The 23,749-nt window shown below is 36.5% G+C and carries 28 protein-coding genes; 14 read left to right on the plus strand and 14 right to left on the minus strand.

Translation table 11 applies throughout. From position 1 onward, the window contains the following. Positions 1-99: 99 nt before the first annotated feature. Genes HCJ45_RS13370 through HCJ45_RS13390 form a run of 5 tightly spaced genes read left to right on the plus strand, consistent with a single transcriptional unit; the run spans position 100 to position 4,387 of the window. Positions 100-1,488: a bifunctional metallophosphatase/5'-nucleotidase gene (locus tag HCJ45_RS13370; RefSeq protein ID WP_187125151.1), complete on the plus strand. Its 1,389-nt coding sequence runs from the start codon at positions 100-102 to the stop codon at positions 1,486-1,488. Beyond that, on the plus strand, positions 1,485-1,760 hold the full coding sequence (locus HCJ45_RS13375) for a YutD family protein (RefSeq protein ID WP_003720710.1): 276 nt from the start codon (positions 1,485-1,487) through the stop codon (positions 1,758-1,760). Before HCJ45_RS13370 ends, HCJ45_RS13375 begins: the two co-directional genes overlap by 4 nt. 19 nt (positions 1,761-1,779) lie before the next feature. After that, on the plus strand, positions 1,780-2,547 hold the full coding sequence (locus tag HCJ45_RS13380; RefSeq protein WP_187125152.1) for a TIGR01457 family HAD-type hydrolase: 768 nt from the start codon (positions 1,780-1,782) through the stop codon (positions 2,545-2,547). A 51-nt stretch (positions 2,548-2,598) separates the two neighbouring features. After that, positions 2,599-3,042: a GNAT family N-acetyltransferase gene (locus HCJ45_RS13385; RefSeq protein WP_187125153.1), complete on the plus strand. Its 444-nt coding sequence runs from the start codon at positions 2,599-2,601 to the stop codon at positions 3,040-3,042. Between the two features lie 34 nt (positions 3,043-3,076). Beyond that, positions 3,077-4,387, plus strand: a complete 1,311-nt coding sequence (locus HCJ45_RS13390; protein ID WP_187125154.1) for a hemolysin family protein — start codon at positions 3,077-3,079, stop codon at positions 4,385-4,387. A 23-nt stretch (positions 4,388-4,410) separates the two neighbouring features. Here HCJ45_RS13390 and HCJ45_RS13395 read toward each other — a convergent pair whose 3' ends face one another. Both HCJ45_RS13395 and HCJ45_RS13400 read right to left on the minus strand, forming a co-directional pair. Continuing rightward, positions 4,411-4,911, minus strand: a complete 501-nt coding sequence (locus HCJ45_RS13395; RefSeq protein ID WP_185345477.1) for a phosphatidylglycerophosphatase A family protein — start codon at positions 4,909-4,911, stop codon at positions 4,411-4,413. Positions 4,912-5,026: 115 nt separating this feature from the next. Next, on the minus strand, positions 5,027-5,263 hold the full coding sequence (locus HCJ45_RS13400; RefSeq protein ID WP_185345474.1) for a NifU family protein: 237 nt from the start codon (positions 5,261-5,263) through the stop codon (positions 5,027-5,029). Between the two features lie 548 nt (positions 5,264-5,811). On the opposite strand from HCJ45_RS13400, the gene HCJ45_RS13405 reads away from it, so the two are divergent. The 3 genes from HCJ45_RS13405 to HCJ45_RS13415 all read left to right on the plus strand — a co-directional run bounded on the left by HCJ45_RS13405 (position 5,812) and on the right by HCJ45_RS13415 (position 6,767). Further along, positions 5,812-5,943: a hypothetical protein gene (locus HCJ45_RS13405; RefSeq protein ID WP_187125170.1), complete on the plus strand. Its 132-nt coding sequence runs from the start codon at positions 5,812-5,814 to the stop codon at positions 5,941-5,943. A 241-nt stretch (positions 5,944-6,184) separates the two neighbouring features. Next, positions 6,185-6,511, plus strand: coding sequence for a YuzD family protein (locus HCJ45_RS13410; RefSeq protein WP_185348710.1), 327 nt, complete (start codon positions 6,185-6,187; stop codon positions 6,509-6,511). Between the two features lie 22 nt (positions 6,512-6,533). Next, positions 6,534-6,767 carry a YuzB family protein gene (locus HCJ45_RS13415; RefSeq protein ID WP_185348708.1) on the plus strand — a complete coding sequence of 78 codons (234 nt, stop codon included), beginning with the start codon at positions 6,534-6,536 and terminating at the stop codon, positions 6,765-6,767. A 49-nt stretch (positions 6,768-6,816) separates the two neighbouring features. Here the strand turns inward: HCJ45_RS13415 and HCJ45_RS13420 are convergent, their stop codons facing one another. Together HCJ45_RS13420 and HCJ45_RS13425 are read right to left on the minus strand one after the other, a co-directional pair. Further along, entirely contained in the window at positions 6,817-7,446 is a 630-nt protein-coding gene (locus HCJ45_RS13420) for an SDR family oxidoreductase (RefSeq protein WP_185348706.1), read from the minus strand. Positions 7,447-7,533: 87 nt separating this feature from the next. Beyond that, a complete protein-coding gene (locus tag HCJ45_RS13425; RefSeq protein WP_187125155.1) occupies positions 7,534-8,529 on the minus strand; it encodes an NAD(P)/FAD-dependent oxidoreductase in 996 nt (331 codons plus the stop codon). A gap of 451 nt (positions 8,530-8,980) precedes the next feature. On the opposite strand from HCJ45_RS13425, the gene HCJ45_RS13430 reads away from it, so the two are divergent. The 3 genes from HCJ45_RS13430 to HCJ45_RS13440 all read left to right on the plus strand — a co-directional run bounded on the left by HCJ45_RS13430 (position 8,981) and on the right by HCJ45_RS13440 (position 11,929). Further along, the gene (locus HCJ45_RS13430) at positions 8,981-10,192 is read left to right on the plus strand and encodes an NAD(P)/FAD-dependent oxidoreductase (protein ID WP_187125156.1); all 1,212 of its coding nucleotides are present in this window, start codon (positions 8,981-8,983) and stop codon (positions 10,190-10,192) included. 83 nt (positions 10,193-10,275) lie between these two features. Beyond that, positions 10,276-11,094, plus strand: a complete 819-nt coding sequence (locus HCJ45_RS13435; protein ID WP_187125157.1) for a YwqG family protein — start codon at positions 10,276-10,278, stop codon at positions 11,092-11,094. A gap of 178 nt (positions 11,095-11,272) precedes the next feature. After that, positions 11,273-11,929, plus strand: a complete 657-nt coding sequence (locus HCJ45_RS13440; protein ID WP_187125158.1) for a Crp/Fnr family transcriptional regulator — start codon at positions 11,273-11,275, stop codon at positions 11,927-11,929. A 100-nt stretch (positions 11,930-12,029) separates the two neighbouring features. Here the strand turns inward: HCJ45_RS13440 and HCJ45_RS13445 are convergent, their stop codons facing one another. Next, complete coding sequence (locus HCJ45_RS13445; RefSeq protein WP_187125159.1) at positions 12,030-13,259, minus strand: chloride channel protein; 1,230 nt, start codon at positions 13,257-13,259, stop codon at positions 12,030-12,032. Between the two features lie 189 nt (positions 13,260-13,448). Between HCJ45_RS13445 and HCJ45_RS13450 the strand changes: the two genes are divergently transcribed. After that, the gene (locus tag HCJ45_RS13450) at positions 13,449-14,300 is read left to right on the plus strand and encodes an aldo/keto reductase (RefSeq protein WP_187125160.1); all 852 of its coding nucleotides are present in this window, start codon (positions 13,449-13,451) and stop codon (positions 14,298-14,300) included. A gap of 45 nt (positions 14,301-14,345) precedes the next feature. Here HCJ45_RS13450 and HCJ45_RS13455 read toward each other — a convergent pair whose 3' ends face one another. Then, entirely contained in the window at positions 14,346-14,819 is a 474-nt protein-coding gene (locus tag HCJ45_RS13455; protein WP_185380684.1) for a divergent PAP2 family protein, read from the minus strand. 128 nt (positions 14,820-14,947) lie between these two features. Between HCJ45_RS13455 and menI the strand changes: the two genes are divergently transcribed. Next, complete coding sequence (gene menI / locus HCJ45_RS13460; protein WP_187125161.1) at positions 14,948-15,337, plus strand: 1,4-dihydroxy-2-naphthoyl-CoA hydrolase MenI; 390 nt, start codon at positions 14,948-14,950, stop codon at positions 15,335-15,337. A gap of 24 nt (positions 15,338-15,361) precedes the next feature. On the opposite strand, the gene mnhG is transcribed toward menI, so the two are convergent. The 8 genes from mnhG to HCJ45_RS13500 all read right to left on the minus strand — a co-directional run bounded on the left by mnhG (position 15,362) and on the right by HCJ45_RS13500 (position 22,956). Further along, on the minus strand, positions 15,362-15,955 hold the full coding sequence (gene mnhG, locus HCJ45_RS13465) for a monovalent cation/H(+) antiporter subunit G (RefSeq protein ID WP_187125162.1): 594 nt from the start codon (positions 15,953-15,955) through the stop codon (positions 15,362-15,364). Continuing rightward, a complete protein-coding gene (locus HCJ45_RS13470; protein ID WP_185348688.1) occupies positions 15,939-16,226 on the minus strand; it encodes a Na(+)/H(+) antiporter subunit F1 in 288 nt (95 codons plus the stop codon). Before HCJ45_RS13470 ends, mnhG begins: the two co-directional genes overlap by 17 nt. Then, complete coding sequence (locus tag HCJ45_RS13475; RefSeq protein ID WP_185348686.1) at positions 16,223-16,702, minus strand: Na+/H+ antiporter subunit E; 480 nt, start codon at positions 16,700-16,702, stop codon at positions 16,223-16,225. Before HCJ45_RS13475 ends, HCJ45_RS13470 begins: the two co-directional genes overlap by 4 nt. A gap of 6 nt (positions 16,703-16,708) precedes the next feature. Next, entirely contained in the window at positions 16,709-18,193 is a 1,485-nt protein-coding gene (locus tag HCJ45_RS13480; protein WP_187125171.1) for a Na+/H+ antiporter subunit D, read from the minus strand. Then, positions 18,186-18,533 carry a Na(+)/H(+) antiporter subunit C gene (locus HCJ45_RS13485; protein ID WP_185348684.1) on the minus strand — a complete coding sequence of 116 codons (348 nt, stop codon included), beginning with the start codon at positions 18,531-18,533 and terminating at the stop codon, positions 18,186-18,188. Before HCJ45_RS13485 ends, HCJ45_RS13480 begins: the two co-directional genes overlap by 8 nt. Further along, the gene (locus tag HCJ45_RS13490) at positions 18,533-18,958 is read right to left on the minus strand and encodes a Na(+)/H(+) antiporter subunit B (RefSeq protein WP_185348682.1); all 426 of its coding nucleotides are present in this window, start codon (positions 18,956-18,958) and stop codon (positions 18,533-18,535) included. Before HCJ45_RS13490 ends, HCJ45_RS13485 begins: the two co-directional genes overlap by 1 nt. Continuing rightward, positions 18,942-21,350, minus strand: a complete 2,409-nt coding sequence (locus HCJ45_RS13495; protein ID WP_187125163.1) for a Na+/H+ antiporter subunit A — start codon at positions 21,348-21,350, stop codon at positions 18,942-18,944. Before HCJ45_RS13495 ends, HCJ45_RS13490 begins: the two co-directional genes overlap by 17 nt. A 355-nt stretch (positions 21,351-21,705) precedes the next feature. Then, the gene (locus tag HCJ45_RS13500) at positions 21,706-22,956 is read right to left on the minus strand and encodes a lmo2377 family MFS transporter (RefSeq protein ID WP_003720686.1); all 1,251 of its coding nucleotides are present in this window, start codon (positions 22,954-22,956) and stop codon (positions 21,706-21,708) included. A gap of 189 nt (positions 22,957-23,145) precedes the next feature. Between HCJ45_RS13500 and HCJ45_RS13505 the strand changes: the two genes are divergently transcribed. Then, positions 23,146-23,730, plus strand: coding sequence for a peptidylprolyl isomerase (locus tag HCJ45_RS13505; protein WP_185348678.1), 585 nt, complete (start codon positions 23,146-23,148; stop codon positions 23,728-23,730). Positions 23,731-23,749 lie beyond the last annotated feature (19 nt).

A 23,749-nucleotide genomic window follows, 5' to 3' on the forward strand; every position in this document is an offset into this window, starting at 1 on the left:
ATAACATAAAAAATGGCACACGAGATTTATATAGCCCCAGCACGTGTAAAAAAAGCAGATTTAAGCTACAATAGTTATAGTAAGGAGTGGGGTGGATTAATGAAACAATTAACTTTATGGCATACCAATGATGTTCATAGTCACTTGGAACATTGGCCACGTATTTTTACCTTCTTAAAAGAGAAGCGAACACTAGCAGAGGAAGAAGGCAAGTCAGCACTTTTTTTTGATATTGGCGACTTCATGGACCGGGTTCATCCGCTTACTGAAGGAACAAATGGTCAAGCAAATACTGACTTACTCAATCAACTACCTTATGATGCAGTGACGTTTGGTAATAATGAAGGAACAACTTTAGCACATGAAGACTTAGAAAATTTGTATAAACATGCGGCTTTTGCGGTTGTTTGCTGTAATTTTTTTGCGGATAAGGCGAGAACAATGCAACCAGACTGGGTGAAGTCGATTGTATATAAAGAAATAAACCAAATAAAAATAGCGATTATTGGTGCCACAGCTCCTTTTAAAGAGTATTATGAAGCAATGGGTTGGGGAATCGAGGAACCAATGAGTGCAATAAAAAAACAAATTGATAGCCTAGAACAAGATACTGACTTGGTTATTATGCTGAGTCATTTAGGTCTACCAACCGACGAACGAATTGCTCTTGAGATTCCCGAAGTTGATATTATTTTAGGCGGACATACACATCATTTACTTGAAAACGGAAAACTGGAAGGAAATGCAATACTCGCTGCCGCTGGAAGATGGGGCGAATATGTTGGTAAAGTCGATATAGCGTTTGATGACAATAATCATATCCTTTCAAAAACCGCAACCACATTTAAAACCGAAGACCTTCCCGCTGTTCCAAATGAGGCAAACGAAATTCAAGCTTTCTTTGAAAAGGGGCGGGAGGAGCTTGCCGAAAAAGTAGTTGCGATTCCTGAAAAGTTAGCGCATAATTGGTTTGATGACTCCGAAATTGCTCATATTTTAAACGATGCTGTTTGTGAGTGGACAGGTGCGGAGACATTCGTGATGAACGCAGGCATTTTTATGACGGATTTTGAGGCTGGAATTGTAACTTCCTTTGATATTCACCAAATGTTACCACACCCACTCAATGCGATTGCACTAACGATGACAGGCGAAGAACTTGAAATTCTTGTAGATGGGATTTACCGAAAAAGAGCAGAACTTCAAGAAATTCCTTTACGTGGGTTTGGCTTTCGAGGCGAGTTTTTTGGGACAATATTAATGGACAGAACTAGCTTTGACCCAGTAAAAAAAATACCTCTTTTTGACAATAAACCAATTGATAAAAACCGGGAATACCGAATAGCGACACATGATACCTTTGTATTCGCTCCGTTTTTCCCAATAATAAAACAAATAAAACGAAAAGAAGTATATACACCAGAGTTACTCCGAGATATTTTAAAATGGAAACTCAAGAAAATGTACGGACAGGAGGAAAACAAGTGACAATTACGATTCAAGATTTAAATTATGAGATTATCACCAATTATCGCGATGCTTTTGATGAGGAAAAATTGAATGAACGATTTAGTGATATCCTTGGACGATATGACTATATAGTAGGTGATTGGGGTTATGATCAACTTAGACTAAAAGGCTTTTTTGATGATGAAAATCGTAAAGCAGCCTATGATAATAAAATTAGTACATTAAAAGAGTATATATACGAATATTGCAATTTTGGTTGTGCTTACTTTGTTATTAAAAAAGTAAAATAGTAAATGAGGTAGTAGGGATTTGAAGAATTATCAAGCTTATTTAATTGATTTAGATGGTACAATGTATCGCGGTGCGGCAGTGATTCCGGAAGCGATTATATTTATTGAAAACTTAAAACGAGCGGGAATTCCATATTTATTTGTGACTAATAACTCAACAAAAACACCAGGACAAGTAGCAGAACATTTAACAGATATGGGGATTCAAGCAAAAAGTGAGGATGTTTTTACAACTTCACAAGCAACCGTTCAATATATGATAGCGCAAAAACGAGAAAAAACGGTTTATGTTATCGGTGAACGTGGAATAAAACAAGAACTAACAGATAATGATTTTGAAATAACTTCTAGTAATCCAGCTTTTGTAGTTGTTGGCCTTGATCGAGAAGTTGATTATGAAAAATTTGCGAAGGCAGCTCTCGCCGTTCGAAGTGGTGCAATGTTTATTTCTACAAATGGTGATGCAGCAATCCCCACAGAACATGGTTTGCTTCCGGGAAATGGTTCGATCACATCGGTTGTTTCCGTGGCGACAGAAACAGCACCCGTTTTTATTGGAAAACCAGAACCGATTATTATGGAACAAGCACTCGCAAAACTTGGTGTAACGAAAGATGAAGCAATAATGGTTGGCGATAACTACGAAACAGATATTTTGGCAGGAATTAATTATGGGATGGACACACTTATTGTTCATACAGGTTTCACTTCAAAAGAAGCATTACTTACTAAAAAAATTCAGCCAACTTATGCAGTGAATAAGCTAACTGATTGGAAAATTAACTAGAAGAGCGGAATTTTTCTGCTCTTTTTTTATCAAAGAAATGGGGGAGAAATTATGGTTTCAATTCAAAAGCTAACAAAAGATAATTTTCATGATACGGCTAAACTTGAAGTACACCCACATCAAAAAACCTTTGTAGCGGAAAATTGGTATTCAATTATTGAAGCAAGTTTTGAAGAAACCTATCATTCGCTTGTTATCTACTCGGAAAATATTCCTGTTGGCTATGCGATGTATGGGATGGATACGGATGACGGTGAATTTTGGCTTGTTCGTTTTATGACAGGTAAAGAGCATCAGGGCAAGGGTTATGGCGGAGAAGCTTTAACGCAAATTATTGAAAAAGTGAAAAATCTTCCTGAGAAGCCGGCACGTTTGCGCTTATCTTTTGAACCAGAAAATACAGTGGCTGAAAAGTTTTATGCAAAATATGGTTTTGAAAAAACGGGAGAAATTATCGACGGAGAAGCAGTTGCAGATTTGTGGTTTAAACGCTAATAGTACGAAAGGCAGCAGATAAGGAGAATGTAGAATGGATATTTTTAATGATTTTTTTGTGATATTTTTAATTGCAGCGACAGCTTTCTTTGTTGCGAGTGAATTTGCGATTGTAGCAATTAGGAAACCAACTGTCTTGCAACTACTTGCGACAAACAATCCTCGAGCGAAATACGTTAAGAAAGTAACCTCCAATATGAACGACTATCTGGCTGCCTGTCAATTAGGAAATACGCTTGCTGCACTTGCGATGGGGTGGATAGGAGAAGCGACCATGCGTGGTTGGCTTGAGCCTTTATTTCTTATGTTACCTCTACCAGAATCATTCGAAAAACCGATTTCTATTTTTGTTTCATTTATTTTAATCACTTTTTTAAATGTGGTTCTTGGGGAACTTGCTCCGAAAACATTTACGATTCAAAGTACAGAGAAAGTAGCTCTATTTATTGCTAGACCACTGGTTTATTGGTATCGTTTAACGTTTCCGCTTAATTGGCTTTTAAATAATTCAGCTAATTTAATTACTCGGATGTTTGGTGTAAAGCAGACAAATGATGTAGATCAAATGACACCAACGGAACTAAAAATTATTTTTGAAGATAGTTATAGACAGGGCTTGCTTAATCAGCAAGAGTTCCGTTATATGAAAAATATTTTTAAACTAGGTGATGTTCCTGCAAAAGAAGTGATGATACCTCGGATGTCGATGATTGCAATTGATCAGACAGCGACAGTGCGAGATTTATTGCAATTAATTTCTCAACATACATACCATATTTTCCCAGTGATGGAAGATGAGGATAAGGATCACATTGTCGGCATGCTTCGAGTCAGTGCTGTAATGGCTGGACTTGGAAAAGATGAAACGATTATTAATAAGCCAATTAAACCTTTTATTATACCTGTTTTGGAAGTGTTTGAAGGAATTGCCTTAGAAGAATTGCTTGTTAGAATGCAACAAGAAAGTGAGCCATTCGCTGTTTTAACGGATGAATACGGTGGAACTGCTGGTATTGTTACGCTTGAGGATGTTACAGAAGTGATTGTCGGTGATATGGAAGAAACAAAAGGACCAAAAGGAATTCGAAAAGTAGCAACAAATCACTTTATTATAGCTGGCTCAGAACCACTTCTTGAAGTAGAGGAAGCGCTTGGTATCCCAATTGACACGCCAGGGGTACACACATTATCAGGTTGGATGTTACTCGAACGATTTGACTTAGAAGCTGGTGATGAGATAGAACATGAAGGATACCGTTTTATTGTTCGTTCTATGAATAAACATTCTATTCGTCAAGTAGAAGTAAAATGGAAAAAAGAAAACCCAGTAAAAACAGAGGAATAGCCCCGTTTTTACTGGGTTTTTGTTTAGTTTACAATATCATCATGATAACTATGCGCAAGACGACTTGCAGCTGCAGCAGCGATTGCACCAACAATATCATCTAAAAATGTATGGACAGCCATTCCGTCATGGGCGTTTAGTTTAGCTAGAATACCAGGTTTTACTTTATCAATATAACCATAATTAGTAAAGCCGATAGAGCCATAAACATTGACGATGGAAAGCGCAAGAATCTCATCAACACCGTATAGTCCTTCATCCGCATCAATGATATTTTGGAGTGGTTGGACAAGTTCGCCTTTTTCTGCCAATACATCTAGCTGTATGCCCGTTAAAACAGCATTTTGAACTTCCCGCTTACGAAGAACATGTTCTACATTTTGACGGCAAATTTCAAGTTCTAATCCAGGATGATATTTTTGTTGTAAAAATAAGACAAGTTCGGCAATATCATCTATTTCTACTCCTCGTTCGATAAGCCAGCTACGAGCTTTGGCTTCTAAGGCACTTTGTTTTTCGACCATTTTGCAACCTCCTTATTTCTTGTATGTATATTGTTATGATAGACGTTTACAGGATGTTCTAAACATAAAGCTACAAAAATAGCGACCGATAAATTAGGTCGCTAAGATGTGCTTGTTAAAAAACCTGCACTACTTCTTTGAAACCGATGATTTTTTCAGCTAAAGTAAGCTCAATTCCCATCTTTAATGTCATATCAGAACTTGGACAAGTCTCGCATGCACCGAGCAACTTGATTTTCACGGTGCCGTCTGGAGTTACTTCTACAAGTTCATAATCGCCGCCATCCCTAATTAGGAAGGGGCGGAATTTTTTTAAGGCTTTATCCACTTCGGCATAACTGATTTCTTCCATAGGAAATAGCTCTCCTTTCGAGCGGAGTTATTATATTTTCTATTATAACAGGATAATGGAAAATGGGAAGGGATTGATTTTGATGAGAGAGGGATTGTGTTGATTGTTTGGGTGTTTGGGTGTGGGAGGATACATGCTCGCTTTGCTTCGAACGGGCTGGTATTAGGTGGGCTAGGTTTTTGGAGTTTTCGAGTACTGGGAGGATTACATGCTCGCTTTGTTCGCATGTATATTTGGCCCGTAACTTGCTTTGCTTCGGACGGGCCGGTATTAGGTGGGTTAGGTTTTTGGAGTTTTCAAGTACTGGGAGGATTACATGCTCGCTTTGTTCGTATGTATATTTGGCCTGTAGCTTGCTTTGCTTCGGGCGGGCCGGTATTAGGTGGGCTATATTTTTTTTGTTTTCGAGTACTGGGAGGATTACATGCTCGCTTTGCTCGCATGCATATTTGGCCCGTAGCTCGCTTTGCTTCGAACGGGCCGGTATTAGGTGGGTTAGGTTTTTGGAGTTTTCGAGTACTGGAGGATTACATGCTCGCTTTGCTCGCATGCATATTTGGCCCGTAACTTGCTTTGCTTCGAACGGGCCAAACAAAAACACGTTCCTAAGGCTCAGAAAGGAACGTGCTCTTTCAACTGGTAAGGTTGAAAGACAATTGGGTTGCGCGCCCAATTGTTAAAGGGAGTGTTACTTATATGTTGACCGTGGAATCACGGGTACAACCGAGCTTGGTTTTTCCTTGATAATACATCACAGCGTTAAAGAAATGCAATGTATTGGAAATATTATAATATATCTAGAAATTTGTGTCAATTCATACCTTTATAAAAATTCATGAAATTTAATAGTTATGCTAAAATGAAACAGCTTAGTCGCTTTTTAGGGTAGGTTTTTGTACAATGATAGTGAGGTGAAGCGTGATGGTAAAGGAAGCAAAGTTATATGTATATGGTTCAACGACTATTTGTGCGAGTTGTGTCGGAGCGCCATCCTCGAAAGAAACAGAGGAATGGCTTCGAGCAGCTATTGGTAGAAAGTTTTCTGGACAGCCGTTTGTAGTTGAGTATGTAGATATTTTTAATCCGCCAAGTGAAACAGAGATTAGGGATATAGCGAATAAAATTGTAGATGAGGACTATATGTATCCAGTTATTGTCGTTGATGGGGACATTATCGCAGAAGGTAATCCGCGGTTAAAAGATATCTATCAAGTTATGACGGATCGTGGGTACTCAGCAACAATGTAGGACTTTTAGGAGGCAAGAAGGAATGAATCCTATTGTGGAATTTTGCGTGAATAATTTAGCTAGTGGGGCAGATGCGGCATTTGCAAAATTAGATGCAGATGATAGTTTAGATGTGATTGAATATGATTGTCTAACTTATTGTGATTTATGTGCAACTAGTTTGTTTGCTTTAGTTGATGGAGAAGTGGTTCGAGGAGAAACGCCGGATGAACTTGTTTCAAATATCTATACATTTTTAGAAGAGAATCCGTTTTAATCATATAGAAAAAGCGATGAGCCGTAAAAATTGGCATCATCGCTTTTTATTAGTTGAAAAAATTGGTGATGGGTGTTTCGCCGCTTTCGATGGTATATGTCTTATAAAAACTGGATTTTTGTGACAAGGCTTCTGTAATAAAAGTGGCTACATCTTCACGTGGTATTGATGTTTTTGGCGTTCCAGAAACTTCCGCGATTTTGCCAGTTCCTGCATCATCAGAAAGTCCAACTGGGCGGACGATTGTATACTCAAGTCGGCTTCTTTTTAGTACTTCATCTGCCTTAGCTTTAGCTTTTAAATAATGAACAAGGGAGTCTGGTCCATTTTCTGGGTTATCTGCTCCATAAGAACTAACAAGAATAAAGCGACGAATTCCTCTTTCTTTTGCGAATTCTATTGCTTTAATTGCGCCATCCTGATCAATTTTGATGGTTTCTTCAGGAGGTGTATGACCGCCAGATCCTGCTGTGAAAATGACTGCTTCTATTTCATCGTACGCGTAAATAAAATCTTTTTTTAAATCTGCAATAATAGGCTTTGCACCAAGTTTTTCAAGTGCTGCTACTTGTTCGGCTTTTCTAACCATTGCTCGCACAAAAAAACCTTTTTCTAAAGCAAGTTTTTTAACCAGATGACGGCCAATCTTACCATTTGCGCCAATTACAAGTACATTCATTGCTAATCTCCTCCTAAAAAATCTCTACAAAGAACTTTTCCCGGTGAGTCAAAAATAAAACCACAAGTTACCTCGTGGCTTTAGGTATTATTCGAATAAAGAAGTGGAATGCATTGGTTGTACACGAGCTTTTGGATCAATAAAGTTCATCGCATTATTTACAGCAGTAGGTGCTTCCCCAAATCCAGTAGCAATCAGTTTTACTTTGCCATCATAAGTGCAAATATCACCAGCACAATAAATACCAGGAACACTCGTCTCCATTTTGGAATTGACAACAATGGAGTTACGCTCTAGCTCAAGTCCCCAATTTTTAATCGGTCCAAGTGAGGAAACAAAGCCATAATTTATGACAAAATCGTCAATTTCCAGTGTTTCTTTTGTATCTCCTTTTACTTCTTGCAATGTAATATGGGTCAACCTGTCTCCATCTCCAAGAATTTCGGTTGGAATGAATGGTGTTTTAACCTTTATGGAAGATTTTTCTAGATTGCTTACGCTATGTTCATGTGCACGAAAAGCGTTGCGTCTATGAATAATGGACACGGAACTTGCAACTTTTTCCAGCATAAGCGCCCAGTCTACTGCAGAATCTCCGCCGCCACAAACAGCAACATGCCGTCCGGAAAAACGACTTATATCATTAATAAAGTAGTGAATATTTGTGCCTTCATATTGTTCCGCGTTAGGAAGGTCCAAACGTCTAGGTTCAAATGCGCCGTTACCTGCTGTTATAATCACTGCCTTACTATAATGTATGTCTTTCTTTGTGATGATTTCAAATGTCCCATCTACTTGTTTTTCCACACTTTGAACAGCTTCTTCTAATGCAACAGTCGGCTCAAATGGCTTCATTTGTTGAATAAGATTATTTACAAGTTCTTGTGCGCGGACAGATGGATAGCCCGGAATATCATAAATATATTTCTCGGGATATAGCGTTGAAAGTTGCCCCCCTAATTGTGGTAAACTTTCGATTATTTTCACACTCGCACTTCGCATTCCAGCATAAAAGGCCGCAAATAGCCCAACTGGTCCACCGCCAATGATCGTGATATCGTATATTTTTGTTTTTTCATCCAAAACACATCACCCCCCTAGGTACTAAATTCCTTTTGAAAACACTAAAGTTGCAATAAGCATATTTTAGCATAATTTGTTGAAAAAGAATGTTTGCGGGATTGCTAGACTAAAAAAAGGAATTAAAGTGAACTAGACCAATTTTAATTTAAATAAAGGATGATTCCAAAATACAAGCAAGTAGAGAGCTTAATTGTGAAAAATATCGTATACCACTCTAACCTAGTTCGCAGGAAGCCAAAAACCGCAAGTTCGCTTTCTTGAAAATGATACTTAAAAAGTCTATGATATAGTTTGTAAGCTATAAATATGGGGAATATATTGGTACTTACCAGTTTCTCTTGAAAATAGTTTACAGTAGATTTTTAGCGCAATCTACATAGGTGCAGTAAGAAATTCTTAATGCAATTTTTTTTGTGAAGAAAAATATAAGGGAAAGTAGATGTGATACCAGATGAGTAAATCAAAAATTGTCATTCTCGGAGCAGGTTATGGAGGACTAAAAACTTTACGTAAATTGCAACAGAGAAACTTGGATGCCGAAATCGTTCTAGTGAATAAGAATGACTATCATCATGAAACGACATGGTTACATGAGGCGGCAGCAGGAACAATTGAACCAGAAAAATTAATGTACCCGCTTGAGAAAGTTGTTAATGAAGCAAAAACAACCTTCATTCAAGATACTGTAGTCAAAATTAATAAAGACGAAAAAACAGTTACACTAGATGCAAATGGCGATATTAGCTATGACTACTTGTTAATTGCACTTGGGTCAGAAGCAGAAACATTTGGAATCAGTGGTTTAAAAGAATATGCGTTTACTATTACAAGCGTAGAATCAGTGAAAAAAATCCGTGCGCATATCGAGGCGCAATTTGCTAAATGGAAAACAGATCCTCGTGATGAATTATTAACAATCATCGTTGGTGGAGCAGGCTTTACTGGAATTGAGTTTCTTGGGGAATTAACTAATCGCATTCCAGAACTAGTCAAAAAATATGATGTACCACGTGAGAAGGTAAAGATTTTCTGTATGGAAGCAGCACCAAAAGTATTACCACAATTTGATGCTAAATTAGTGGATTATGGAGTAGGTGTTTTAGAAGACCGTGGTGTAGAGTTTCATGTTGGGAAACCAGTCAAAGAAGCTACTGCTGACGGCGTAAAATATGCTGAAAGTGAAAACGAAATTCGCGAAATTAAAGCAGCAACGATTATATGGGCTGCTGGAGTTCGTGGAAATAGTGTCATCGAAGCATCTGGATTTGAAGCAGGCCGAGGACGTGTAAAAGTAAACAATAATCTTACTGTTCCAGGTAATGAAGAAATTTTAATCGTGGGTGACTGTTCTTTAATCATTAACCCAGCGAATGAACGTCCATTCCCACCAACTGCCCAAATCGCTATGCAACAAGCAGATGTAGCGGCAGTCAACTTAGAAAAATTAGTGAATGGTGAAACAGATTTACAAGATTTTGTTTATCATGAAAAAGGAACGGTTTGCTCATTAGGTGACAATGATGCAATTGGCGTTGTCTTTGGAAAAAATCTTAAAGGCTATCCAGCATCCGTAATGAAAAAAGTTATTGATGATCGTGCGCTTCTATTAATAGGCGGTTCAGGTGTTTTAGCGAGTAAAGGGAAATTTAAATTTTATAAATAATAACAAAGTAGTGCAATATCTTGTTTCATCAGATATTGCACTTTTTCATGTTATAATGGAAAAAAAAAGAAAGAAGGTAACGCATGGAACAACTTTTTGATATTCTACCAAGTGAATGGGCAGAGCGATTTTTAGAAACTGAGAAAGAACGGCTAGTATTGAATTTTAAAGAAGCGGGAACATTATCATTACTCCAAAGTAAAGCTGGAGGACGTGGTTATTTGCCAAAAGAACAAGGTTACCCATTAACAGAAGAAGGGAAGCCGCTTTCTTTATTAGCGCAAATTAATTTTTCCGAAATGCCACAAATGGAAAATTATCCAGAATTTGGTATATTGGCATTTTACATTGATTATCAAGATGATTTATTAGGACTTAATTTCGAAAATCCTACAAAGCAAGAAAATTTCCGTGTTTTTTTCTTTGATGATTTAGGAAGTGAAAGTTTAACGGCAGAAGAACAAGATTTCTTTTTTAAAGATGTATTAAAAACACACTTTTATCCGGTCGTTAATGGGGAGTTTAAAATCTCTGGTCTAGTATCAGATCAAATCCTTTTACAAGATAGTTATGATTTTGAACATGAATTTGGTCATAATTTCTATGAACTTGCAGATTTAATATTTGCCGAAGATGAAGATAAAATAGACCAATTATATAATCTAGCAACAGAGAAAAGTCAAGTTGGTGGCTATCCATTTTTCACACAAGAAGATCCTCGTATGTATACAGAAAACCCGCATCATGACACGTTGCTATTCCAATTAGCCTCAGAAGACTTTGACGAAAATCGAATGGCAATTATGTGGGGTGATTGTGGCGTTGGTAATTTTTTCATTAATAAACAAGACTTAATTAATCGTGACTTTTCGAATATTTTATATAACTGGGATTGTTCCTAAAAAAGCAGAAATTCTCTCCATTGATGGATGAGGATTTTTCTTTTTAGTTATAATTTCTCATTTTAAAGGTATTTTTGTAATAAATTTGACGAAAAAGAAACCTAATTGTGTGTAAAATCCACACATGAAAACCCTTTAATCCTGCTAAACTTAGGAAAACTAGTAGGAGGAGATACATTTGTACAATGAAAAAGTGAAAGAAATGGTCCAAGAATTAGATAAGTATAAATTAAAAGATAAATGGATCCGTTACGTGAAACTCTCTAAAAATAAGGTTATCAAGGGAGAAACTTTTCTAGACGAGTTTATTATCATTACAAATGGAATTCTTCACGTTGAGAATAAAAAATTTCAAATTCTTCATTTTTTTTCAAATGGAGATATAATTAACCAACAAGTCGCAGCAATTAGTGGAGAGAATGAATTACATTTGGTTTGTGATACAGATGTTTCGCTCGTATTTGTGGATAGAGAGTATTTTCTCAACTATGCAACAAATAAACCTTCCTACATGGAATGGCTGTTAGAAGCAACCCTAGTCAATAACAAAAATTTATATAATGAGCTAATTAAATATGATTTATCCGCGGAAGAAAGAATTGTTTACGCTTTGCAATATCTTTGCGAAAAGTTAGAAATCGAAAGTAAAGATGGCTACCAAGAAATCCCAAAGTATATTAATAAAATGAAAATGGCCAAGTACGGCAAAATATCACGAAAATTACTAAATGAAAAACTATTACTTTTAATTGAAAAAGAAGTTTTAAAAGAGAAACAAGGTAGGTTTTACATTAAAAAAGTTGAAAATAAAGTGGTTGAAGAGACTGAGAGCTAAAAACCATTATAAAAATAATAAAAGCAGAAATCATTATATAGAGCCATTTTTAAATGGAACTATCAGATTTCTGCTTATTTTTTATTTAAAAAACGCTATTTTAATTTGGTTGGATTCTTTTTTTAATGCTAGCCCACCAATCTTTATTTACGATAAATCCAGTAAGTAATATGAATGGGAAGAATTGTAGTGGAAAGACAAATAACAGAATGGATGCTGTTAATAGTGGCTTCCCGATGATTTTTGTACAGCTTGCAGCGACGAATACAGTGATTAAAAAACCAGTGGGCGCATCTAGCCATGCAGTTACAATATATCCCATGATACTACTAGAGAAGATTGCAGGGAAGATGGCTCCCCCTCTCCAACCAGTAGCTAAACAAAGTGCAACTAACACCGGTTTTAAAAGAGCAATAAGTAATAAAGCGATAATCGAAAAGGTTTGAACCGATTTTGTTACTTCGATTAATTGGTGTTCTCCGGAAAATAATAAATAAGATGAACCTATGCCAAAGACGCCGATACTTAAACCACCAATTAAAGCAAGAACCATTTTATTTTTAATAAGTGAGAGCGCTTTTGATAGGTAAACTTGAAGTTGCTTAAAATAAATACTAAACAGCCATCCTAAAATAATAACGGGGAAAAATAAGATGGCAAACCACCAGGACCAGCCTGCATCAGGTAAACGAATGGCAAAAATACTAGGTGGCATTTGCATAAATGATTTCAACCATAAAAACGACGTGAGCGCACTAACTGAAATTAAAATAGAAAGAAGTAATTTAGATTTTTTCGGAATTTTCTTAGCTTCTGTACTATCATCAAGTTCCTCAGCTAGCCCACTAAAAGGCGAAAGGAAAATACTAGAAATAATAGCGCCAATACTTAAACTAATCAATTCTTCTTTATGTTTTAAAGAGACTTTTAGATGATCGATAATCCATGTGGTACTACTCCCAACAATCCCGATTAATGCAGCTTCTGGCCCAACACTAGCCCCGAAAGATAGAATAATCCAAGCACTTATAATTGTTTTAAGCAAGCTACCTTTATATTCAATCCTGCCAGTACGCTTAAGTTCAGCCATATTTTCATGCATAGAGTGCGGATAAGCGCCAAATTTAATTTGCAATAATCCTACAAACAATCCACCAATTAACCCGATAATTAAAGGATAAAACCATGGTGATTGGAAATGTTCAGGTATGTAAGTCCATAAAAATTCAGTAGAGAAATAAACTAAGACTAAGAAGATAGCAGCAATTGCACCAACTAGAAGTCCAAGAGCAAGCGTATAAAAACCAAAAACGAATGACAATTTTTTCACGTATTACAACTCCTTATCAAACTGTTGCTATTCCCGCAAAACAGGAAAATTAACAATAAGTATAACTATTATACTACTTTTTCCCTACTTTTATAAGAGTTTTTTCTTGCGTTGGAGTGAGCTTCAAGGTTTATAGTAAATAAGGAAGGTAAATATAGCAAAATTTTTAACAAATGAGGAGAGGGTTTTATGAAAACTGTTAAATTAAATAATGATGTAGAAATCCCAATTTTAGGATTTGGTACATATCAAATTACGGATCCAGTTGAAGCAGAAACAGCAGTAAAAGAAGCAATTAAAGCGGGGTATCGACACATTGATACGGCACAAAGCTATATGAATGAAGAAGCGGTTGGAAAGGGTATTGTAAGTTCGGGAATTGACAGGAAAGAGCTATTTATTACAACAAAAATTTGGGTGGAAAACACGAGTTATCAAGGAGTAATTTCCTCCTTTGAGCGTTCATTAAAACGTCTCGGTTTAGAATATGTGGATTTGTTACTTATCCATCAGCCTTTTAATGATGTTTATGGTGCTTGGCTTGCGATGGAAGAACTACAAAAAGAAGGGAAAATTCGAGCAATAGGTGTTTCTAATTTTGCAGTTGATAAAGTAGTTGACCTTGCTGAATTTAACGAAATCATTCCACAAGTGAATCAAATTGAAATTAATCCATTTCAACAACAGACGGAGAATATTGAAGCATTAAAAGCAGAAGGAATTATGCCAGAAGCTTGGGCGCCATTTGCAGAAGGTAAAAATAATATATTTAACAATCCGATCTTAGTAAATATTGGAGAAAAATATAATAAGACAGTAGCGCAAGTGATTCTTCGCTGGTTAGTAGAGCAAGATATTATCACGCTTGCAAAATCTGTGAAACCAGAACGGATGAAAGAAAATTTAGCGATATTTGATTTTGAGTTAACAACTGGTGAAAGAGCAGAAATTGTTAATTTAAATGAAGGGGAAAGCCAATTCTTTTCTCATTCTGATCCTGATATGATTCGCTGGATGGCAAGCCGTAAGTTAGACGTATAAATATTTTAGGGAACAAAAAAAGCTGGCGATGAGCCAGTTTTTTTGTTACAAAATAAATTCCATTAAAAATCCGATGACAATCCCGGTCACTGCACCAAAGAAAACCTCCATTGGCTTATGACCAAGTAATTCTTTTAAATGTTTGGTTTTTTCTTCTTGTTCAGGTGCGGCAAGTCCTTTTGCATGTTCCATAAATTCTTGGAAATCGGTAACTAGTTTATTAAGCACGACAGCTTGTTCACCAGCTTGTCTTCTAACGCCTGTTGCATCAAACATAACGATAATACCAAAAACAACTGCAATGGCGAAATAAGGCGAATCTAAACCATATTCAATAGCAAGTGTAGTCATTAATGCTGTTACTGCTGCTGAATGAGAACTAGGCATGCCACCAGTAGAAAACATAAGCCCGAAGTTGAACTTGCGATATACTAAAATATGTATTGGCACTTTGACGACCTGTGCAAATACAATCGCAATAATCGAAGCAATTAATGGTGTATTCATAAATATCGACATCTAATCTCCCCTGTCAAATAGACTATTTTCATTTTACCACAACAAAACTTATTAAGAGAGCAATATAGAATTTTTCTTTCAACTCTTATATAATAAAGTATAAATCAATTTCGGAAAGAAGGGAACACATGGGACTTCAAGAAACAATTGGTATTCAAGTAATATCGGTAGAAAAAGGAAAAGCAGTAGTTCAGTTAGACGTGACCGAAAAAGTACATCAACCATTTGGCTATTTGCACGGCGGGGTTTCTGTTGTATTAGCAGAACATGCCGCAAGTATAGGTGCTGCAAAATCAATCGAACCTGATGAAATCGTTTTTGGCCTAGAAATTAACGCAAACCACTTAGCTTCTAAAAAAGCAGGTCTAATTACAGCAACTGCAGAAGCAACCCATCTTGGGAAAAGCACACAAGTATGGGAGATAAAAATTACCGATGAAACAAATAGGTTGATCTGTATTAGTAGATGTACAATAGCAGTGAAAAAGAAACGAAAAGAAAAGCATGGCGGAGAGTAATAATAACTCTTCACCATGCTGTTTTTATTTTTCGGATTTATCTTCGTCGGAGTCTGTTTCACTTTCATCTTGCTCGATGATTTCATGCTCAGAATCATCCGACTGTTCTTCAATCGTTTGTTCATCACGTTCGCGTTGTTCTTCTTCTTTATCTTCACGTTCATCAATTTTTTCTTCGCGTCGTTCCCATTCCATTCGTTCTTCAAGTTCTTCTCGTTCTTGTCGTGCTTTTTCAATTTGTTCTTGACGAATAATTAAGTTTTTCTTCTTCTTAATATCGTCTTTTTTCACGGAACGTAATTGGTCACGAATTCGAATGGCAAGTGGAACACCTGTATCATAAGCAGCCCGATTAATTAAGTGAGAGGCAACAGGTGTTGTTAAGAAAATAAATAGAATAGCAAGTAGGACACGTGCATTAAATCCTTCTCCAGAGTGGAAAAAATAACCAACCGTGGCAAATAGTAGCAAACTAACTCCAAAAGTATTGCTAATCCCTGCAGCGTGAGTTCTTGTATAAACATCAGGCAATCTGATAACACCAATCGCGGCTAGAATACTAAGCAAACCGCCGATTAAAATCATCGCAGAAATAATAATTTCAATTATCACGTTCACGGTCAATCACCTTCCCTTTCTCAATAAATTTAGCAAAGGAAACTGTTCCAATAAATGCCAGTAGAGCGATGAGTAAGATTACATCTAAAAAAGCATTGGTATCATAAAACATCGACAGGAGGGCAACAATTGCAACGAGATTCATCCCAATAGAATCAAGTGCCACTACTTTATCCGAGGTGGTTGGTCCTTTTAGAATTCGGAAAAGATATAAGAAGGTTGAAACTGAATATAGCAGTAAACCAATAGATAATGCAATTTGAATAATCATCCGTGGAACACCTCCATAATCGCGCCTTCATATGATTTACGAATGGTAGCAATTTCTTCTTCTATATTTGGAACATGAAGAGAATGGACATAAATAGCTTTATAATCATCAGAAATATCAATTGAAAGTGTTCCAGGCGTTAAGGTGATTAGTAAAGCCAACATTGTTACTTCCCAATCAGTTTCAAGTGTTGTATCATATCTGAAAATTCCAGGACGGATATTCATATCTTTTTTCAAGACAATTCGGCTTACATGAATAGTAGAGATAATTAAGTCATGTAAGAAACGAAATACCAGTTTGACTAAAGCGAACAATCGGAAAATGTAAAATCGTGATCCAAGAAAGCGTCGCATAAATAGCAAGAGGAAAATCCCGATGATAAAGCCAATGATAAATGTTGCAAAACTAAACGATGACTCAAGAAACATCCACAAACAAGCAAGAATTATATTAAGAATAAGTTGAAAAGCCATCTTTTATCACTCCTTTAACACCGCATGAATATAAACAGAAGGGTCAACAAGTGGATCAACCGCCTGTTCAATAAACGGATAAATTGCGTTACTAAACACACCATATGCTATCGAAATCGTTAATAAGACAATAACTGGAACGAGCATTTTTTTATAAGGGATTTGCAAATTAAATACCCCTTTTTTCTCCCCCCAGAAACCTTTAGTAAAGACTTTAATTAGTGACATAAGGACGAACAAACTAGAAAGTAGAATGATAATACCACCAACCATTTGACCAGCTGAGAAAGCTCCTTCGACAATTAAAAGTTTACCAATGAATCCACTCAATGGAGGAATTCCTGCCAGACCTAACGTGGCGATAAAGAAAATCCAACCAAGAGAAGGTTTAACAGTCATTAAACCACTAAACTTCTTCACACTAGAGTAACCAGTAATTGCCATTACAATACCGATAATGAGGAATAGAGCTGCTTTAATAATCATATCGTGAATTAAGTAAAATACTGCACCAGTCATAGATTCGCGTGTCATAATCGAAACGCTAAACAAAATCACACCAATGGCAATCATAATATTGTAAATCACAATCGTTTTCATATCATAATAACTAATTGCTCCGATAACACCGAGGATTATCGTCACTATTGCCAGTATTCCAAGCATCGGAACGACAAAATCTGTTAAAGAACTAAAGAATAACGTATAGGTCCGAATAATCGCATAAACACCAACTTTGGTCAAAAGCCCGCCAAACAGCGCAAGAACAGGGATTGGTGGGGCAAAGTAAGATCCTGGAAGCCAGAAATAAAGTGGAAACAGCCCAGCCTTAAGTCCAAATACAAATAAGAAAAGAACCGCGACAACGCTTATCATTCCAGTATTTGCTCCATTTAAGTCAGCAATTTTTTGCGAAATATCTGCCATATTTAATGTTCCAATCATTGAGTAAAGTAACGCGATGGCAACAACGAAAAATCCAGAACCAACGACATTAATCAGCAAGTATTTAATCGTTGCTTTTAATTGTACCTGCGTGCCTCCAATAACTAATAACACATAGGATGCCATTAACATTACTTCAAAGAAAACAAACATATTAAAAATATCGCCCGTTAGAAAAGAACCATTCACACCAACAATCATAAAGAGCATTGCAGGGTAGTAAAGAAATTTCTCACGTGGTTTTCCGATAGTATAAAAGGAATATAAGATAACACAGAACAAAATGATGCTAGTTGTTGCTGTAAGTAAGATGGCAAACATATCACCAACCATCGTAATCCCAAAAGGAGCCGCCCAGTTACCAATATTTAGTGTCGTAATCCCGTTTTCTTGAATATAAAATACTAAAGAAAAATTAGCAACAACCAAAATACCACTAAAAATAAGAGCGAAAATCCGTTGTACAATCACGCGTTTTGGAAGGAGCATTAGCACAATTGCCCCAAAAAATGGAATAAGGATTGGCATTAAAATTAAATTATTCATCATCGGCTTCATGTCCTCTCGTCTTGGATACACTCTCGCTATCAAGCTCCTGATACGCTCTATAAGCAAGAACAAGGAAAAAGGCAGTTACACCAAAGCTTATAACAATCGCGGTTAAAATAAGGGCCTGTGGAAGGGGGTCATTGTATAAACCAGTTCCTTCCGTTCCTAGAATCGGCACACGTCCTTTTTTTAAGCCACCCATCGTCAGTACAAGTAAATTTACCCCATGACTAAGGACAGCCGTTCCAATAATAATTCGCAGTAAACTTTTAGAGAGAATTAAATAGACAGCAGCAGCAAAAATCAAGCCGATCAATATAGACATTAATAGTTCCATCAGTCACTCTCCCCAATCGTTTGAATTATCGTAAGTGTTACACCAACAACCACTAGATAAACCCCAAGATCAAAAATGGTTGCCGTATGCAGAGCTGTATCACCTAAAATAGGCAAATCCACATGACCAAATTTGTGTGTCAAAAAAGCGTCGCCAGTAAAAATACCAATCATTCCAGTACCTAGTGCAAAAACAAGTCCAATCCCTGTAAGCATAATCGTATTGATGTTTAGCATGCTTGCAACAGTTTTTGTATCATATGCGAGTAATGTTAAAGTAATTGCTCCTGCTGTTGTGAGTCCAGCGACAAAGCCACCACCAGGATTATAATGACCAGCAAAAAATAAATGGAGTGAGAATAAGAAAATAATGAAAGCAACTACTTTCGTCACATTTCTAAGAAGAACGTCATTCGTTTTCATCATTTTCACCTCGTTTCGTCAATCGTAATTTAATCATTGCATAAATACCGATAGCTGCAATGGAAAGAACGGCTGTTTCGAACATTGTATCAAAACCACGGAAATCAACTAGAATAACATTTACAATATTTTTCCCAGCAGCTTCCACGTAAGCATTATCAATATAGTATTTAGAAATCGAATCATAAAAAGTAGTATTATAAGCAGAGAGTGAAACAAGTGTAATAATGACACCAACACCGATACTTAAAAACGTCTTCATCGATAACCATTTAGGCTTTTCTTCAATATTACTAAACTGCGGCAGATGATAGAAAACAAGTAGATAAAGCACTACCGAAATCGTTTCAATAATAAGTTGTGTTAGCGCAAGGTCTGGCGCTCTAGAAATAACAAAGAAAATACTGATTGTGTAGCCCATTGCTCCAAGTAAGATAATGGATGTAATTCGTGATTTAGAGAAAACAGTACCAACTAAAGTAACAAGAATAACCGCTGCTAATACGAAATCTACTACAGTCACTTTCGTCATATTAGAAAAATTAAAATCAAGCGCTTGAGTAAATATTATCACAGAAGCCATCATTAAAATAAAAGCAGCTAACATATAATTTAAGTAAGTTCTAAGCCAGCCAGTCATAATAAACATCGTCATTCGATAAGAGCCTTGTTCTAAATAAAACATCCCATTGTCGTATGTTTTTCCGACTCTAAGTGCTTTAGGAATGCGGGTTGTAATCCAAGGTTTCCAGTATTTATGTGTAAGGAATAAAATAACGCCAAAAGTGACAACCCCAATCGTCATCAGTAGTGCAGGTGTAAATCCGTGCCACATACTAATATGAATCGAAAAGTCAGTATCTAATCCAGGAACGATTGCTCTGACAGCAGGTTCCAAAATCGGCTCAGCAATTAAATTAGGGAATAAACCAATAATAACGACTAATGCAGACAAAATTATTGGAGGTAGAAGCAATCCAAAAGAAGCTTCATGTGGTTTTTTTGGAAGTAAGTAAGGTTTTACTTTTCCAGTAAATGTTTTAAAGAAAATAATCATGCTATAAACAAAAGTAAATACACTAGCAATCCAAGCGACTACTGGAAGGATAACACCCCAAGTGCTAGCATTAAATAACTCTAAATGTGTAATATTAAGCATACTTTCAAAAAACATTTCTTTACTTAAGAAGCCATTAAAAGGTGGAATACCAGCCATTGCAAAGGTACCAATGAAAGCAATCGTAGCAGTTATAGGCATGATTCGCATTAAACCGCCAAGACGTCTAATATCCCGTGTCCCAGTTTCATGATCGACAATACCAACCATCATAAACAAGCTACCTTTAAATGTGGCATGATTGAATAAGTGGAAAACTGCTGCGACAATCGCCATCACATAAATATCATCACTTAACGTATCAAAGTGAAGCGAGGCAGCTCCAATCCCAAGTAACGCCATAATCATCCCAAGCTGGCTAATGGTCGAATAAGCTAAAATCGCTTTTAAATCATTTTTCTTTGTGGCATTAAGCGAACCCCAAAAAAGAGTAACAAGCCCAACGAGTGAAACGGTCCAAAACCAAACCCCAGAGCTTGCAAATAGTGGAGTAAAACGAGCTACGATATAAATCCCAGCTTTTACCATCGTCGCGGAATGCAAATAGGCGCTAACAGGGGTCGGTGCTTCCATCGCATCAGGTAGCCAAATATGGAATGGAACTTGAGCAGATTTTGTAAAGGCGCCAAGTAAGACGAGAATCATTGCTGGAATGAATAAACTACTTTGACTAATGACATCTGCATTTTGGATAATTGCTCGAATTGAGTAAGAATCACTCATAATATGGAGTAAAATAAATCCTCCAAGCATCATCAAGCCACCAAATACGGTAATCATCATAGATTTACGAGCGCCATAACGCGAACGCTCCCTATGATACCAGTAACCAATCAGTAAGAAGGAACTAATTGAAGTTAACTCCCAAAACAGATAGAGGACAATCAAGTTATCACTAAGAACAACTCCAAGCATAGCGGTCATAAAAATAAATAAGAAAGTATAAAAATTATTAAGTCGCTCTTTTTTCTTCCCTAGATAATATATCGAGTAAAAAGTAACGAGTGACCCAATCCCTGTAATCAGTAATGCAAAAAGTAAGCTAAGACCATCTACAACTACTGTAAAATTAATCCCAAGTCGCGGAATCCAAGGCATCGAAACAATCGTTGCCCCGTCCATCGTCTTTGGGATATAAGTTAAAAAGTAAATAAATAGAATTACTGGAATCGGTAGTACTAACCAGCCAGTGTGAACATGTTTAGTCCATCGGTAAAAAATTGGAATGAAAAGTGCCACAATGAATGGCAAAAGAATAGCTAGATGAAGAAATGACAAAATCGGCTCCCCCTCGAAGAATTTTTATACGGAAAGTCCTCCTGAAATTAAGAAAATAACAACAGGAAAATTATTGTTTTTTAAGCAAGTACTTACATTTAATAAAATCTAAATGTAACTAAAAATAGTAGAAAGTCGTACTAAATCATAAAAATGCATTATTTTTATAACTTTACCATTCCTAAAGTACCCAAATAATCGCCGTACTTTTTATATTTTTTATTATAACATACTTTTTTAGTTGAAAAAAAGGTGGAAAACTTAACTTTCTAAATCAATTTATGTAAGTTTAAAAAACAATTAAATAGGAAGAATAAAAAAGCAAACCTAAGAAAAAACTTAGATTTGCTAAAATTTAATCAACATTAACATGGCGTTTTCTGTCGGAATGAAGTGCATATAGTAAAACAAAAAAAGCAACAAAAAACATAAAGCTCATAAAAAGGAAAACACTAGGTATTCCAATATAGCCAGCAAGTGTACCGCCTAGAATTGGCCCAATAACATTCCCTAAGAAACGAGCACTTTGATTGTAGCCAAGCATTTCACCTTGCATAACACCAGGTGCTGCAAGCCGAATATATGCCGTCGTACAGGGAACCATTCCACCAATAGCAATCCCAAATAAAAAGCGGAAGAAAATAAAAAACCAGAGATTTGTTGCAAAAGCTTGGGGAATAACAAAAATAGCTGCCATAATTAACAAGATGTTTAAAATCTTCTCATAGCCATACTTATCGCCAAGCTGTCCCCATTTTCGAGTCATTACTAAATTCCCAAAACCAGTCGCTGAAAAAGCTAAACCAGATAAGAAAGCAATATTATTCGAGTGCGTCATATCTCCAACATAAAGTGCTAAGAGTGGCTGTACGCTAAAATTCGCAATTTGAATAAGAGCAGTAATAATCATTACCGTAAAGAGAACACGAAGCGTAAAGATTTGTTTTAAAACAGCTCGTCTTGAATAAACTACTTTCGCGGCTTCCTTTTGTTCTTCTGTCCGAATCTCTTTTACCCCAAGAGCAACGAGTAACGCCGCAAGCATCATCGCAATCCCTGTAATGGTAAAAGTATCTTTAAAACCAAATAAATCAGCCATCGCCCCACCTATTAGCGGACCAAATAACATGCCAGTAACACCACCAAGTTGAAGTGTTCCAAGGATTTTCCCTGCTTCATTTCTAGGTGTTTGTCGTGCAATAAAAGCATTACTAACCCCGATGAACCCCGTAACAACACCCATAAAAATTCGTAAAATCAACAAGTAAGTAACCGAATGTGCAAATCCCATCAGGAAAATACAAATTGCTAAACCAAAAGAAGTTAAAATCAAAATCCCTTTATAACCATGTTTGTCCCCAATTCGACCCCAAATAGGAGAAAAAATAAATGCCACTAAAAAAGTAACTCCGAAAATATAGCCTGCCCATCTTTGAACATAAGAGTCGCTATAATCTCCAAATGTGTCAATATAGAGCGATAAAAACGGCATAATCATCGTCATACTAGCTGACATCAACAAATTAGCAACCATTAAAATGTACAAATTTCTCTTTCTCGTTGTCATAAAAAAATCATCTCTATTCGTATTATTGTTAAAACTCACCTTTTCATTATAGAATAAAAGGTAGTGAATGAAAAATAAAGTGAAGGAAGTGCATTTTTGGTTAAAAAAATTGTCATTTGGGTTTCAGCTGTTATACTAGTACTATATCTGATTGCTGTCGTTGTTAATTTACTTATTATTTGGCTGCGTTAGTGAACAATCAATTAAAACAAGAAGGAGTTTTACAATATGACCTACCCACAATTATCAAAAGAAGTAGCACCTAATGAGATTGAAGCAGAAATGATTACAAATCGAGGAACTATTCGTATCAAATTGTTCCCTGAAATTGCTCCAAAAACAGTAGAAAACTTTGTTACACATTCTAAAAACGGTTATTACGACGGTTTAATTTTCCACCGTGTTATTCCTGAATTTATGATTCAAGGTGGCGATCCAGACGGCCTTGGTACTGGCGGCGAAAGTATTTGGGGAGAAGCTTTTGAAGATGAATTCTCCACAGAAGCATTCAACCTTCGTGGTGCTTTATCAATGGCCAACGCTGGTCCAAATACTAACGGCAGCCAATTCTTCATCGTTCAAAAACCAGATATGCCTGCTGACATGCTTGGTCAAATGGAACAAGCTGGCTTCCCCGTAGAAATTATCGAAGCTTACAAACAAGGCGGAACACCATGGTTAGACGGTCGTCACACAGTTTTCGGTCACGTAATCGAAGGCATGGACGTAGTAGACGAAATCGCAGGTCTACCAACTGGCATGCAAGACAAACCAGTGAATGATGTTGTGATTGAGAAGATTAATATTAAATAATACAAAAAACAAGTTTTTC

Origin of the sequence: Listeria immobilis, from assembly GCF_014322845.1 — a bacterium.
GTDB lineage: Bacteria > Bacillota > Bacilli > Lactobacillales > Listeriaceae > Listeria > Listeria immobilis.

Bases quoted from the DNA above. Each gene is read 5' to 3' on its own strand.
- HCJ45_RS13435 (WP_187125157.1), top strand. From the start codon at position 10,276: ATGGAACAACTTTTTGATATTCTACCAAGTGAATGGGCAGAGCGATTT.
- HCJ45_RS13490 (WP_185348682.1), bottom strand. From the start codon at position 18,958: ATGATGAAAACGAATGACGTTCTTCTTAGAAATGTGACGAAAGTAGTT.
- HCJ45_RS13475 (WP_185348686.1), bottom strand. From the start codon at position 16,702: ATGGCTTTTCAACTTATTCTTAATATAATTCTTGCTTGTTTGTGGATG.
- HCJ45_RS13470 (WP_185348688.1), bottom strand. From the start codon at position 16,226: ATGATTATTCAAATTGCATTATCTATTGGTTTACTGCTATATTCAGTT.
- HCJ45_RS13405 (WP_187125170.1), top strand. From the start codon at position 5,812: ATGCATATTTGGCCCGTAACTTGCTTTGCTTCGAACGGGCCAAACAAA.
- HCJ45_RS13415 (WP_185348708.1), top strand. From the start codon at position 6,534: ATGAATCCTATTGTGGAATTTTGCGTGAATAATTTAGCTAGTGGGGCA.
- HCJ45_RS13420 (WP_185348706.1), bottom strand. From the start codon at position 7,446: ATGAATGTACTTGTAATTGGCGCAAATGGTAAGATTGGCCGTCATCTG.
- HCJ45_RS13410 (WP_185348710.1), top strand. From the start codon at position 6,185: ATGGTAAAGGAAGCAAAGTTATATGTATATGGTTCAACGACTATTTGT.
- HCJ45_RS13370 (WP_187125151.1), top strand. From the start codon at position 100: ATGAAACAATTAACTTTATGGCATACCAATGATGTTCATAGTCACTTG.
- HCJ45_RS13485 (WP_185348684.1), bottom strand. From the start codon at position 18,533: ATGGAACTATTAATGTCTATATTGATCGGCTTGATTTTTGCTGCTGCT.
- HCJ45_RS13395 (WP_185345477.1), bottom strand. From the start codon at position 4,911: ATGGTCGAAAAACAAAGTGCCTTAGAAGCCAAAGCTCGTAGCTGGCTT.
- HCJ45_RS13390 (WP_187125154.1), top strand. From the start codon at position 3,077: ATGGATATTTTTAATGATTTTTTTGTGATATTTTTAATTGCAGCGACA.
- HCJ45_RS13480 (WP_187125171.1), bottom strand. From the start codon at position 18,193: ATGAATAATTTAATTTTAATGCCAATCCTTATTCCATTTTTTGGGGCA.
- HCJ45_RS13505 (WP_185348678.1), top strand. From the start codon at position 23,146: ATGACCTACCCACAATTATCAAAAGAAGTAGCACCTAATGAGATTGAA.
- HCJ45_RS13455 (WP_185380684.1), bottom strand. From the start codon at position 14,819: ATGTCGATATTTATGAATACACCATTAATTGCTTCGATTATTGCGATT.
- HCJ45_RS13385 (WP_187125153.1), top strand. From the start codon at position 2,599: ATGGTTTCAATTCAAAAGCTAACAAAAGATAATTTTCATGATACGGCT.
- menI (WP_187125161.1), top strand. From the start codon at position 14,948: ATGGGACTTCAAGAAACAATTGGTATTCAAGTAATATCGGTAGAAAAA.
- HCJ45_RS13430 (WP_187125156.1), top strand. From the start codon at position 8,981: ATGAGTAAATCAAAAATTGTCATTCTCGGAGCAGGTTATGGAGGACTA.
- HCJ45_RS13400 (WP_185345474.1), bottom strand. From the start codon at position 5,263: ATGGAAGAAATCAGTTATGCCGAAGTGGATAAAGCCTTAAAAAAATTC.
- HCJ45_RS13450 (WP_187125160.1), top strand. From the start codon at position 13,449: ATGAAAACTGTTAAATTAAATAATGATGTAGAAATCCCAATTTTAGGA.